This is a genomic window from Aliivibrio sp. SR45-2 (assembly GCF_963890165.1).
Classification (GTDB): domain Bacteria; phylum Pseudomonadota; class Gammaproteobacteria; order Enterobacterales; family Vibrionaceae; genus Aliivibrio; species Aliivibrio salmonicida.
In genome coordinates this window covers 257,637-271,627 of record NZ_CAWPRC010000150.1, presented here as the reverse complement: position 1 = coordinate 271,627, position 13,991 = coordinate 257,637, and the positions used below count along the sequence as shown (strand labels likewise).

The 13,991-nt window shown below is 41.4% G+C and carries 10 protein-coding genes and 1 pseudogene; 9 read left to right on the top strand and 2 right to left on the bottom strand.

The window, feature by feature from the left end; genetic code table 11:
* The 9 genes and pseudogenes from tuf to rpoC form a co-directional block, all read left to right on the top strand.
* A pseudogene (gene tuf, locus AACV33_RS10185) lies at nt 1-125 on the top strand (elongation factor Tu); the annotation flags it as partial.
* A gap of 229 nt (nt 126-354) precedes the next feature.
* Complete coding sequence (gene secE / locus AACV33_RS10180) at nt 355-732, top strand: preprotein translocase subunit SecE (RefSeq protein ID WP_023604471.1); 378 nt, start codon at nt 355-357, stop codon at nt 730-732.
* Nucleotides 733-744: 12 nt separating this feature from the next.
* Nucleotides 745-1,290: a transcription termination/antitermination protein NusG gene (nusG, locus tag AACV33_RS10175; RefSeq protein WP_017023469.1), complete on the top strand. Its 546-nt coding sequence runs from the start codon at nt 745-747 to the stop codon at nt 1,288-1,290.
* A gap of 119 nt (nt 1,291-1,409) precedes the next feature.
* Nucleotides 1,410-1,838, top strand: a complete 429-nt coding sequence (gene rplK / locus AACV33_RS10170; protein ID WP_017023470.1) for a 50S ribosomal protein L11 — start codon at nt 1,410-1,412, stop codon at nt 1,836-1,838.
* Nucleotides 1,839-1,842: 4 nt separating this feature from the next.
* Entirely contained in the window at nt 1,843-2,547 is a 705-nt protein-coding gene (gene rplA / locus AACV33_RS10165) for a 50S ribosomal protein L1 (RefSeq protein WP_017023471.1), read from the top strand.
* A gap of 246 nt (nt 2,548-2,793) precedes the next feature.
* Nucleotides 2,794-3,288, top strand: a complete 495-nt coding sequence (rplJ, locus tag AACV33_RS10160; RefSeq protein ID WP_012551290.1) for a 50S ribosomal protein L10 — start codon at nt 2,794-2,796, stop codon at nt 3,286-3,288.
* 55 nt (nt 3,289-3,343) lie between these two features.
* Nucleotides 3,344-3,709, top strand: a complete 366-nt coding sequence (gene rplL / locus AACV33_RS10155) for a 50S ribosomal protein L7/L12 (RefSeq protein WP_012551289.1) — start codon at nt 3,344-3,346, stop codon at nt 3,707-3,709.
* 231 nt (nt 3,710-3,940) lie between these two features.
* A complete protein-coding gene (gene rpoB, locus AACV33_RS10150) occupies nt 3,941-7,969 on the top strand; it encodes a DNA-directed RNA polymerase subunit beta (protein WP_017023473.1) in 4,029 nt (1,342 codons plus the stop codon).
* Between the two features lie 71 nt (nt 7,970-8,040).
* Nucleotides 8,041-12,246, top strand: a complete 4,206-nt coding sequence (gene rpoC, locus AACV33_RS10145) for a DNA-directed RNA polymerase subunit beta' (RefSeq protein WP_017023474.1) — start codon at nt 8,041-8,043, stop codon at nt 12,244-12,246.
* A gap of 74 nt (nt 12,247-12,320) precedes the next feature.
* On the opposite strand, the gene AACV33_RS10140 is transcribed toward rpoC, so the two are convergent.
* Together AACV33_RS10140 and AACV33_RS10135 are read right to left on the bottom strand one after the other, a co-directional pair.
* Nucleotides 12,321-13,265 carry a curlin associated precursor, CsgA like gene (locus tag AACV33_RS10140; RefSeq protein WP_012551286.1) on the bottom strand — a complete coding sequence of 315 codons (945 nt, stop codon included), beginning with the start codon at nt 13,263-13,265 and terminating at the stop codon, nt 12,321-12,323.
* Between the two features lie 21 nt (nt 13,266-13,286).
* Entirely contained in the window at nt 13,287-13,856 is a 570-nt protein-coding gene (locus AACV33_RS10135) for a minor curlin subunit, nucleator CsgB (protein ID WP_017023476.1), read from the bottom strand.
* Nucleotides 13,857-13,991: the final 135 nt, after the last annotated feature.

Sequence of the window (13,991 nt, the reverse complement as noted above, 5' to 3'; positions counted from 1 at the left end):
GTGATAACGTTCAAATGACGGTTGAGCTAATTGCTCCAATCGCAATGGACGAAGGTCTACGCTTCGCAATCCGTGAAGGTGGCCGTACAGTTGGTGCTGGTGTTGTTGCTAAAATCTTCGCTTAAGATTTGACTAAGTACTAGCAAAAAGGGCATCATTTGATGCCCTTTTTCTGCGTTGTATTGTGTGTTGTTTTATCTGCACCTTGATTTTTTAAGAAAATGCAGAGTACAGCGCAGATAAATTAGCAAATCGCTGGTTTATAGGATGAAGAGAGTAGGGTATATTTACTCTTGTTTTTGAATTTCTGTCTAATGATGGAAAATGATTTTAGTTATGTCACAGGTTGGTTTTATGAAAACAAATACTGAGACGACAGAAACTTCAGGCGCAGTTGATACAATAAAGTGGTTACTAGTTTTAGTTCTACTTTCTGCTGCGGTAATTGGTAATTATTTACTAGCTGATTTGTCTGTTGTTATTCGAGCTGCCGGTGTAGTTGCATTAATTGCTGCTGCTGGTGGTATTGCTGCCTTCACAGCAAAAGGTCAAACTGCAATTGCATTTGCTCGCGAATCAAGAATGGAAGTACGTAAGGTTGTTTGGCCTACACGCCAAGAAACAACACAAACAACTTTCATTGTTCTTGCTGTATGTATCGTAATGGCTCTTATTTTATGGGGTATTGATGGTATTATGGTAAGACTAATTGGCTTAATCACAGGTGTTTGAGGATAAGTGATCATGAGTGAAGCTCCAAAGAAACGTTGGTATGTAGTTCAAGCCTTTTCAGGGTTTGAAGGTCGTGTATCTCAATCGTTACGCGAATATATTAAAATGCATAACATGGAAGAGTTATTTGGCGAAGTACTTGTACCAACTGAAGAAGTGGTAGAAATGCGTGCCGGTCAACGTCGTAAAAGCGAACGTAAATTTTTCCCTGGTTACGTGTTAGTGCAAATGATCATGAATGATGAATCATGGCACTTGGTACGTAGTATTCCACGTGTTATGGGATTCATTGGTGGTACTTCAGATCGCCCTGCACCAATTACTGATAAAGAAGCTGATGCAATTTTAAATCGCCTTCAACAAGCGAGTGAAGCACCTCGCCCTAAAACGTTATTTGAAGCTGGTGAAGTGGTTCGTGTTACTGAAGGACCATTTGCTGACTTTAACGGTACTGTTGAAAATGTTGATTACGAAAAAAGTCGCATCAAAGTGTCAGTTTCTATTTTTGGCCGTGCAACTCCAGTTGAACTAGAGTTTAGCCAAGTAGAAAAAAACTGATCGAAAAATCAGCAAAGCTATTGTAAAAGGCGCGAATTATTATTATAATCTCGCGCGTTTTTGTTAACGGGGAGCTGCTCCTATTGGACAGCGTATGAACCCAAAAATTAGGAAATATCATGGCTAAGAAAGTTGAAGCTTATATCAAACTGCAAGTTGCAGCAGGTATGGCGAACCCAAGTCCACCAGTTGGTCCTGCTCTAGGTCAACACGGTGTAAATATCATGGAATTCTGTAAAGCGTTTAACGCAAGAACAGAATCTGTTGAGAAAGGTCTACCTACTCCAGTAGTTATCTCTGTATACAGCGACCGTTCTTTTACGTTCATAACTAAGACTCCACCAGCAGCAGTTCTTCTTAAGAAAGCTGCAGGCGTTAAGTCTGGTTCTGGCCGTCCAAACAGTGACAAAGTTGGTACTGTTACAGACGCTCAAATACAAGAGATCGCAGAAACTAAAGCTGCGGACATGACTGGTGCTGACATTGAAGCTATGAAGCGTTCAATTGCTGGTACTGCTCGTTCTATGGGCCTAGTGGTAGAGGGTTAAGATTATGACTAAACTTACTAAGCGTATGCGTAATATCCGCGAAAAAGTGGAAGTTACTAAAGACTACGAAATCAACGAAGCAATTGCTCTTCTTAAAGAATTAGCAACAGCTAACTTCAATGAAAGCGTTGACGTTGCTGTTAACCTTGGCATTGATGCACGTAAATCAGACCAAAACGTACGTGGTGCAACTGTACTACCACACGGTACTGGTCGTAATGTTCGTGTTGCTGTGTTCACTCAAGGTGCAAACGCAGAAGCTGCTAAAGAAGCAGGCGCTGATCTAGTAGGCATGGAAGATCTTGCTGAGCTAGTTAAGAAAGGCGAAATGAACTTTGACGTTGTTGTTGCTTCTCCAGATGCAATGCGCGTTGTTGGTCAACTAGGTACAATCCTAGGTCCTCGCGGTCTTATGCCAAACCCTAAAGTTGGTACTGTAACGCCTAATGTTGCTCAAGCAGTTAAAAATGCTAAAGCTGGTCAGGTTCGTTACCGTAACGACAAAAACGGCATCATCCACACTACTATTGGTAAAGTGGACTTTGATGGCGCTCAACTTAAAGAGAACTTAGAATCTCTTCTAGTTGCACTGAAAAAAGCAAAACCTACTTCAGCTAAAGGTGTTTTCCTGAAGAAGGTAAGCATCTCTACTACAATGGGTGCTGGTGTTTCTCTAGATCAAGCTACTTTAGAGACTACATTAAAATAATTTGCAAACGCGCAAAATTTATGTATAATTTTGCGCCTATCAAATTTATGGTTGGGGCTGTTTGATTTTTAATTAAAACAGTCTCCGTCCAAGACCGTAGGCGCTCGAAAGGGCTTAATAAAACCTGCGTAGACGGTGCCGAACTAAAGGCTAATTTTTCGAAATTAGTTTTCTGTGAATGCATCGTAATTACTCTCCTACAGTTTTTGTAGTGAGTGGTGTAATCACAACCAGAGGTTAATCCAAATGGCTTTAAATCTTCAAGACAAAAAAGCAATTGTTGCTGAAGTCAACGAAGCAGCCAGTGGTGCACTTTCTGCAGTTGTAGCTGACTCTCGTGGCGTTACTGTTGGCGCAATGACTTCTCTACGTAAACAAGCGCGTGAAGCGGGTGTTTACATGAGAGTTGTTCGTAACACACTAGCACGTCGTGCAGTAGAAGGTACTCAGTATGAGTGTCTACAAGACACATTTACTGGCCCATCTCTACTTGCATTCTCTAACGAGCACCCAGGTGCTGCAGCACGTCTTTTTAAAGACTTTGCTAAAGAGAATAAAAACTTCGAGATTAAAGCTGCTGCATTTGAAGGCGCAGTTACTGATGCTGATGTACTAGCGACACTACCAACTTACGACGAAGCAATTGCACGCTTAATGATGTGCATGAAAGAAGCTTCTGCTGGTAAACTGGTACGTACTATCGCTGCTGTTCGTGATCAAAAAGAAGAAGCTGAGGCATAAGCCCTGCTTTATTTGATTACAAAATAAATTATTGTTGACTTAAAAGAGAATTGTTATGTCTATTACTAACGAGCAAATCCTAGACGCAGTTGCAGAAATGTCTGTAATGCAAGTTGTTGAGCTTATCGAAGCTATGGAAGAAAAATTCGGTGTTACTGCTGCTGCTGCAGTAGTTGCTGGTGGCGCTGCTGCTGAAGCTGCTGAAGAGCAAACTGAATTTGATGTTATCCTAACTGCAATTGGCGGAAACAAAGTTTCTGTAATCAAAGCAGTACGTGGCGCTACAGGTCTTGGCCTGAAAGAAGCTAAGGGTCTAGTTGATTCTGCTCCTGCTGCACTTAAAGAAGGCGTTGACAAAGCTGAAGCTGAAGGCCTTAAAGCACAGCTTGAAGAAGCTGGTGCAACTGTTGAAATCAAGTAATTATTACTTAGTTTCATAGCCTAGCGGCTAATGGCTGGTGGTTTATTAACCACTGGCCTTTTTGCGCTGTAGGGTATAGGGTAATTTCACACTGTTTAAAGTCCCTATATTCGAGCAAAAAACATAGTCTCAATCAGAGATTATGTCCTACATTAAACAGTGCTATTAGTGCTGTCCAAACCTTTCGAAGGCGGACGGTTCGGGTCACTTATCAGCGAGCTGAGGAACCCCATGGTTTACTCTTATACAGAGAAAAAGCGCATCCGTAAGGATTTTGGTAAGCGTCCACAAGTGTTGGACATACCATACTTACTATCGATCCAGCTTGATTCTTTTACTAAGTTTATCGAGCAAGATCCTGAAGGGCAATACGGTCTTGAGGCTGCTTTCCGTTCTGTTTTTCCAATTCAGAGCTACAATGGCAACTCTAAGCTAGAATACGTTAGCTACAATCTCCGTGAGCCAGAATTTGATGTTAAAGAATGTCAAATCCGCGGTGTTACCTATTCTGCACCTTTACGCGTTAAATTACGTTTAGTTGTGTACGATAAAGATGCACCTGCAGGCACGGTAAAAGACATTAAAGAACAAGAAGTCTACATGGGCGAAATTCCGCTTATGACTGACAACGGTACTTTTGTAATCAATGGTACTGAAAGGGTTATCGTATCCCAGCTGCACCGCAGCCCAGGTGTCTTCTTCGACAGCGATAAGGGTAAAACCCATTCATCTGGTAAAGTTCTTTATAACGCGCGTGTAATTCCTTACCGTGGTTCATGGTTAGATTTCGAATTTGATCCTAAGGATAACTTATTCGTACGTATCGACCGTCGTCGTAAATTACCAGCAACGATCATCTTACGTGCACTTCGTAAAACAACAGAAGAAATCTTAGATCTATTCTTCGATAAAGTTGTATTTGAAGTGAAAGATCAAACGTTAATGATGGAATTACTTCCTGAACGTTTACGTGGTGAGACTGCAACATTTGATATTGAATCGAACGGCAAAGTTTATGTTGAAGCCGGTCGTCGTATTACTGCGCGTCATATTCGTCAATTGACGAAAGACGAAGTAAATAATATCGAAGTACCAGTAGATTATATCGTAGGTAAAGTGGCTTCTCACGATTATGTGAATGAAGACACTGGTGAGATCATTATCGCGGCTAACCAAGAGTTTAGCTTAGAAGATCTTGCTAATTTATCTCAAGCTGGCCACAAAAAGATCGAAGTGTTATTTACGAATGACCTTGATCATGGTGCATACATTTCTGACACATTACGTGCAGATTCAACTGTTGACCGTTTATCGGCACTTGTTGAAGTTTATCGTATGATGCGCCCAGGCGAGCCACCAACAAAAGAAGCTGCTGAATCATTATTTGAAAGCCTATTCTTCTCTGAAGATCGTTATGACTTATCGACTGTTGGTCGTATGAAGTTCAATAGCTCAATTGGTCGTGATAATGGTGAAGGCGCTGGCATCCTTGATGAAACAGACATCATCGAAGTTATGCGTAAACTGATCGATATTCGTAACGGTAAAGGCGAGGTTGATGATATCGATCACCTTGGTAACCGTCGTATTCGTTCTGTTGGCGAAATGGCAGAAAACCAATTCCGTGTTGGTTTAGTTCGTGTAGAACGTGCTGTTCGTGAACGTCTAAGTCTTGGTGACCTTGATGCAATTATGCCTCAAGATCTTATCAACGCTAAGCCGATTTCAGCTGCAGTTAAAGAATTCTTTGGCTCTTCACAGTTGTCTCAGTTTATGGATCAGAATAACCCATTGTCAGAAGTTACGCACAAACGTCGTATTTCTGCTTTAGGGCCTGGCGGTCTAACTCGTGAGCGTGCTGGTTTCGAAGTTCGTGATGTACACGCGACTCACTACGGTCGCCTATGTCCAATCGAAACTCCTGAAGGACCAAACATCGGTCTAATTAACTCATTATCAGCGTATGCTCGATGTAATGAATATGGTTTCCTAGAAACTCCATATCGTCGTGTTGTTGATAATATTGTGACTGAAGATGTAGATTACCTATCTGCGATTGAAGAAGGTACTTTTGTTATTGCACAGGCGAATGCCGTGTTAACAGAAGAAGGTACTTTCGCTGATGAATTAATCATCGCTCGTCAGAAAGGTGAATCAGGCCTACATCCACGTGAACACATCCAATATATGGATGTCGCGACAAACCAAGTTGTATCTGTAGCTGCATCGCTTATCCCGTTCCTAGAACACGATGATGCGAACCGTGCCCTAATGGGTGCGAACATGCAACGTCAAGCTGTACCTACATTAAGAGCTGATAAGCCTTTAGTTGGTACTGGTATTGAGCGTTGTGTAGCAATCGATTCAGGTGTAACTGCTGTTGCTAAACGTGGCGGTATGGTTCAGTCAGTAGATGCTTCTCGTATCGTTATTAAAGTGAACGAAGAAGAATTGGTATCTGGCGAAGCTGGTATCGATATCTACAACTTAACTAAATACACTCGTTCTAACCAAAATACGTGTATCAACCAACGTCCAACAGTGCTTCCTGGTGAACCTGTTACTCGTGGTGATGTTCTTGCTGATGGTCCGTCAACGGATCTTGGTGAGCTTGCACTTGGTCAGAACATGCGTATCGCATTTATGCCTTGGAATGGTTATAACTTCGAGGATTCAATCCTTGTATCTGAGCGTGTAGTTCAGGAAGACCGTTTCACGACGATTCACATTCAAGAACTATCTTGTGTGGCTCGTGATACTAAACTTGGTTCAGAAGAGATCACTGCAGATATCCCTAACGTAGGCGAAGCTGCTCTGTCTAAACTAGATGAATCAGGTATTGTTTATATCGGTGCTGAAGTTAAGGGTGGAGACATCCTAGTTGGTAAAGTAACACCTAAAGGTGAAACTCAACTGACTCCAGAAGAGAAGCTACTACGAGCTATCTTTGGTGAAAAAGCATCAGATGTTAAAGATTCTTCTCTACGTGTACCAAACTCTGTTTCAGGTACTATCATTGACGTACAAGTATTTACGCGTGATGGTGTTGAAAAAGATAAACGTGCTCTAGAAATCGAACAAATGCAGCTTAAAGAAGCTAAGAAAGACATCACTGAAGAATTCCAGATTCTTGAAGGTGGCTTATTAGCACGTGTTCGCACACTTCTAACGCTTGCAGGTACTTCTGAAGTTAAACTTGATGCGATGGATCGTAAGCAGTGGTTAGAAATCACGCTTGATGATGAATCACAACAAAATCAACTTGAGCAGCTTGCTGAGCAATATGATGAACTTAAAGCTGAGTTCGATAAGAAATTCGAAACTAAACGTCGTAAGATCACTCAAGGTGATGATCTTGCTCCAGGCGTACTGAAAATCGTTAAAGTTTACCTAGCGGTAAAACGTCGTATTCAGCCTGGTGATAAGATGGCGGGTCGTCATGGTAACAAGGGTGTAATCTCTAAGATTAATCCTGTTGAAGACATGCCTTATGATGAAAAAGGTCAGCCAGTAGATATCGTACTGAACCCACTGGGTGTACCTTCTCGTATGAACATCGGTCAAATTCTTGAAGTTCATATGGGTCTTGCTGCGAAAGGTGTTGGTGATAAACTTAACCAAATGCTTAAAGAGCAACAAGAACTGCATAAGTTCCGTAACTTCTTACAAAAAGTATACGATCTTGGTGAAACTCGCCAAGAAGTAGACATCGCTGCACTGTCTGATGACGAAGTTCGTACATTAGTTAAGAACTTACGCGGTGGTTTACCAATCGCAACACCAATCTTTGATGGTGCTCCAGAATCATCAATTAAAGAACTATTAAAACTTGTTGATCTGCCAGAATCTGGTCAGTTGAAATTGTTTGATGGTCGTACTGGTGATGCGTTTGAGCGTCCTGTAACTGTTGGTTACATGTATATGCTAAAACTAAACCACTTAGTTGATGACAAGATGCACGCACGTTCTACCGGCTCTTACAGCCTTGTAACTCAGCAGCCACTTGGTGGTAAAGCTCAGTTCGGTGGTCAGCGTTTCGGTGAGATGGAAGTATGGGCACTTGAAGCTTATGGTGCTGCATATACTCTACAAGAAATGCTAACAGTTAAGTCGGATGACGTGAACGGTCGTACTAAGATGTATAAAAACATCGTAGATGGCGATCATCGTATGGAACCAGGTATGCCAGAATCGTTCAACGTATTGTTGAAAGAGATCCGCTCACTTGGTATCAACATCGAGTTAGAAGACGAAGAATAATCTCATTGAGATTGTCCGGTAGAATATAAGGCGCTCGCCGAGCGCCTTTTTTCTCCTTACAGGAGCCGAATGTGAAAGACTTATTAAAGTTTCTGAAAGCACAACATAAGACCGAAGAATTTGATGCAATCAAAATCGGTCTTGCTTCACCTGACCAAATTCGTTCATGGTCTTTTGGTGAAGTTAAAAAGCCAGAAACAATCAACTATCGTACCTTTAAGCCAGAACGTGACGGTCTTTTCTGTGCACGTATCTTTGGCCCAGTGAAAGACTACGAGTGCTTATGTGGTAAATATAAGCGCCTGAAGCACCGTGGTGTTATCTGTGAAAAATGTGGCGTAGAAGTAACGCAAACTAAAGTTCGTCGTGACCGTATGGGTCATATTGAACTTGCGTCTCCTGTTGCACATATCTGGTTCCTTAAGTCACTTCCGTCTCGTATTGGTTTGTTAATGGACATCCCACTGCGTGATATCGAACGTGTACTTTATTTTGAATCATATGTGGTTACAGAGCCAGGTATGACTGACTTAGAGCGCAGCCAACTTCTTTCAGAAGAAGAATATCTTGATAAGCTTGAAGAGTTCGGTGACGAATTCACAGCTAAGATGGGTGCGGAAGCGATTAAAGACTTGCTTGGTTCTATGGACATGCAAGCTGAAATCGAGAACATGCGTGAAGAGTTAGAAACAACTAACTCAGAAACAAAACGTAAGAAGCTGACTAAGCGTTTAAAACTTGTAGAAGCATTTGTTCAATCTGGTAACAACCCAGAATGGATGATCTTAACTGTTCTACCTGTTCTTCCGCCAGATCTTCGTCCTCTAGTTCCACTAGATGGCGGTCGTTTTGCTACGTCTGATCTAAATGACTTATACCGTCGTGTGATTAACCGTAACAACCGTTTGAAGCGTCTTTTAGACTTAGCTGCACCAGACATCATCGTACGTAATGAAAAACGTATGCTGCAAGAGTCTGTTGATGCACTGCTTGATAACGGTCGTCGTGGTCGTGCGATTACAGGTTCTAACAAGCGTCCTTTGAAATCTCTTGCTGATATGATCAAGGGTAAACAAGGTCGTTTCCGTCAGAACTTGCTTGGTAAACGTGTAGACTATTCTGGTCGTTCTGTTATTACAGTCGGTCCATACCTTCGTCTACATCAGTGTGGTCTTCCTAAGAAGATGGCACTTGAATTATTTAAACCATTTATTTATAGCAAATTAGAAGGTCGTGGTTTTGCTACGACAATCAAAGCTGCTAAGAAAATGGTAGAGCGTGAAGAAGCGATCGTTTGGGATATCCTAGATGACGTTATTCGTGAACACCCAGTACTGCTTAACCGTGCACCAACACTTCACCGTCTTGGTATTCAAGCGTTTGAACCAGTACTAATCGAAGGTAAAGCGATTCAGCTTCACCCACTAGTGTGTGCGGCATATAACGCCGATTTCGATGGTGACCAGATGGCGGTACACGTACCACTAACTCTGGAAGCTCAGCTAGAAGCTCGTACCCTAATGATGTCGACGAATAATATTCTGTCGCCAGCATCAGGTGACCCAATCATCGTTCCTTCTCAGGATGTTGTATTAGGTCTGTACTACATGACGCGTGACAGAATTAACGCGAAAGGCGAAGGCATGTACCTAGAAGGTTTTGCTGAAGCTGAAAAAGCATACCGTACAGGTAATGCTGAGCTACATGCTCGCGTTAAAGTTCGTATCACAGAAGTTCTTCGTGATGAGAACGGTATTGAAACTCGTGAAACTAAACTGGTTGATACGACTGTTGGTCGTGCAATGCTATGGCAGATCGTTCCTGAAGGTCTTCCTTACAGCATCATTAACCAGAAGTTAGGTAAGAAGCAAATCTCTAACCTATTAAACGAGGCATATCGTACTCTTGGTTCTAAAGATACAGTAATCTTTGCAGACCAAATCATGTACACCGGTTTCGCATACGCAGCATTGTCTGGTGCGTCTGTTGGTATCGATGACATGGTTATCCCTGATGCTAAGTATACGAAAGTTGCTGAAGCAGAAGAAGAAGTTAAGCAAATTCAAGAACAATATCAATCTGGTCTTGTAACTGCGGGCGAACGTTACAACAAAGTTATCGATATCTGGGCAGCAACGAATGAACAAGTTGCTAAAGAGATGATGGATAACTTGTCTTCAGAAACTGTGCTTAACCGCGATGGTGAAGAAGAGCAACAAGAATCGTTTAACAGCGTTTACATGATGGCCGATTCAGGTGCTCGTGGTTCTGCAGCTCAGATTCGTCAGCTTGCAGGTATGCGTGGTCTGATGGCGAAACCAGATGGTTCAATCATCGAAACACCGATCACGGCGAACTTCCGTGAAGGTCTAAACGTAAACCAATACTTCATCTCAACGCATGGTGCGCGTAAAGGTCTTGCCGATACAGCACTTAAAACAGCGAACTCAGGTTACCTGACTCGTCGTTTAGTAGACGTTGCTCAAGATGTAGTAGTTCACTTAGATGACTGTGGAACACTGGAAGGTGTTACCATGATCCCTCTAATTGAAGGTGGTGATGTTAAAGAACCTCTACATGAGCGTGTTCTAGGTCGTGTAGTTGCTGAAGATGTATTGAAACCAGGTACAGATGAGATCCTTCTTCCACGTAACACGCTTCTTGATGAGAAGCAGTGTCAAATCGTTGAAGAGAACTCAGTTGACCAAATTAAAGTACGTTCAGTTGTAAGTTGTGAAGCTGACTTCGGTTGTTGTGCAAACTGTTACGGTCGTGACCTTGCTCGTGGACACATGGTAAACCAAGGTGAGTCAGTAGGCGTTATCGCTGCTCAGTCTATCGGTGAACCTGGTACACAGCTAACGATGCGTACGTTCCACATCGGTGGTGCGGCATCTACGGCTGCAGCAGACAACAGCATTCAAGTTAAAACGAATGGTTCGATTAAACTTCACAATGCTAAGCACGTAACGAATGGCGAAGGTAACTTAGTTATTACGTCTCGTGCATCTGAAATGACTGTTATTGATGAACATGGCCGTACGAAAGAAAGCTACAAGCTATCTTACGGTACTATTCTTTCTAAGAAAGATGGTGATGCAGTAAACCAAGGCGATAAGATCGCTGCTTGGGACCCGCATACAATGCCAATCATCACAGAAGTAAAAGGCCAAGTTCAATTCGTTGATATGATTGATGGTGTGACTATTACAACTCAAACTGATGAGTTAACGGGTCTATCTTCAATTGTTATCCTTGATGCGGCTGAGCGTGCTTCTGCAGGTAAAGACATGCGTCCAACAGTGAAACTTGTTGATGCGAATGGCCGTGACATCATGATCCCTGGCACTGAAATGCCAGCTCAATACTTCCTACCAGGTAAAGCAATTGTTAACCTGGCAGATGGTGGCGATGTAGGTATCGGTGAAACACTGGCTCGTATTCCTCAAGCTTCAAGTGGTACTAAAGATATTACCGGTGGTCTTCCACGCGTAGCGGATTTATTTGAAGCTCGTAAACCTAAAGAGCCAGCAATTCTTGCTGAGCACGCAGGTATCGTTGCTTTCGGTAAAGAAACTAAAGGTAAAGTACGCTTATTGATCACTCGTGATGACACTGGTGAAGTTTATGAAGAAATGATTCATAAACATCGTCAACTTAACATCTTTGATGGTGATAAAGTTGAGCGTGGTGACGTTATTTCTGATGGTCCAGAAACTCCACATGATATTCTACGTTTACGTGGTATTCATGCAGTTACTGAATACATCACAAACGAAGTTCAAGAAGTTTACCGCTTACAAGGCGTTAAGATTAACGATAAGCACATTGAGACTATCGTTCGTCAAATGCTACGTAAGTGTACTATCACACATTCTGGTGACTCTACTTTCCTTGAAGGTGAGCAATTAGAATTTGCAAACGTAACTATTGCAAACCGTCAGCTTGAAGCTGAAGGTAAGCAACCAGCTCGTTTTGGCCGTGATTTACTTGGTATTACTAAAGCATCTCTTGCTACTGAGTCGTTCATCTCTGCTGCATCGTTCCAAGAAACGACGCGCGTACTTACTGAAGCTGCGGTTTCTGGTAAGCGTGATGAACTACGTGGTCTGAAAGAAAACGTAATCGTTGGTCGTCTGATTCCAGCGGGTACAGGTTTCGCATACCACCAAGCTCGTCAAAAGCAAAAAGCAGCAGCGAAAGTTGCGCCTTCTGCTGAAGAAGCAACAGATAACTTAGCGGCGCTATTGAATGCGGGTTTCTCTTCTGAAGAGTAATTAGTTTTAATATTCGCTAAATAAAAAGCCCTACAGAAATGCAGGGCTTTTTTTATATTTAAACGTATGTGTGATTATAACTGTGTGATTAAAACAACGTTATTACTACTATTGTCAGCCATAACAGTCGCTGAATCATTATTAGTTTGATTAATCATCATCCAGTTATTATTTGATCCATTTTCCAAAGTAAGAGTGGCATCAGAATCACTACCCCATTGAGAGACAGTAAGGTAGTTATCATTACTTGCGTCAATTGTTACATCTGCTTCATTAAAGCTACCACCAACAACAACGGCATAAACCGTGTTATCTAGTGAATCATTTTTCATACGTATGTTCGTATCATTGTCTGATGCACCGGCATAGAATGCAGTATAAGTTGTATTGTCATTACCATTAATTTTTGTTAATGCATCATTACCTGAACCACCATAAACATGAATTGTAGAATCGTTATCACGTCCTTTTTGGTGAATTTTAAGAGTTCCATTGTTTGAACCGCCCATAATACTTATATCACCTTCGTTTCGACGGCCTCTTTGTACAATTTTATTATTTGCATTATTGTCTGCATTATCAAAGTTGATATTGGCTTTATTGCTTCGTCCACGTTGATCTATTAATCCATTGTTATCATCACTTCCATAAGCAATAACTTTACCTAGATTATTACGACCATCTTGTTCAATAGAAAAATCATTATCGTCACTACCAAAACGAGCTTTTAATACAGCTCTATTATGACGGCCATCTTGCTCTATCATTAGGTCATTATCATCACTACCATTACGAGCTCGTACTACTGCTTCGTTGTGGCGTCCCATTTGATAGATATCAACGTCATTATCATCTGAATTTCTAATTAACACATCTGCGTCATTACCAACAGCGGGGGATAATTGGAAAATATTAACGTCATTATCATCTGCATTAAACAACTCTACGTCTGCTGTATTTCCTGCATAAACTGTACTAGACAGTAAGATGGTTGAGATTGCGATTGCTAGCTTTTTCATAATAAACTTCCTTGAAATGATTTAATTTATGATGGATATGAATCTATCCATTCCATTGACTAAGATAATTCCGTGATTGCCAGTCTGATTAATGGAAAAACCTGCACCATTATTTTTATTCACTGCTGCTGCAATATTTGAATCACCCGTTTGATTTACTGCGTTTTGTTTACCATTACCCGTCTGTCTTAAATGGGCTATGTTGTCATTACCATTCTGTAAAATAGCCGCTTCATGGTTCACACCCCATTGCTCTAGAGAGGCTGAATTATTTGTGCCATTTTGAACGATTAGCCCAGTGTTGTTGCTTCCAAGCTGCAATACTGCCGCTGTATTGTTATAACCAGCTTGTCTTACTTTTGCTTTATTATTTCCTGCTCCACTTACATTATGCTGCACAATAGTTATTCGAGAATTTGTCGAAGTAGTAAGATCTACGATGGCATTATTATTATGACCCGTATTAAGCTCTGATAATTCAGTTAGCTCACTAGGTGCATTAAACTCGTTGATGCCTAAATCTAAATCTGCGTATGTATAACTACTCACAGCCATTAATAAATAGAGATAATTTACTGATAGTTTTTTCATATCAGTATCCCTCTTTTCAATAGCAAGTTTGCTACATCAAAAGTATGGGATTTACACAGAGAACAACCATGAACTTAATTATGATATTTTTAATTTAAAAAAATAAACTAAAGTATTAGGGATTTTGTTTTTGTT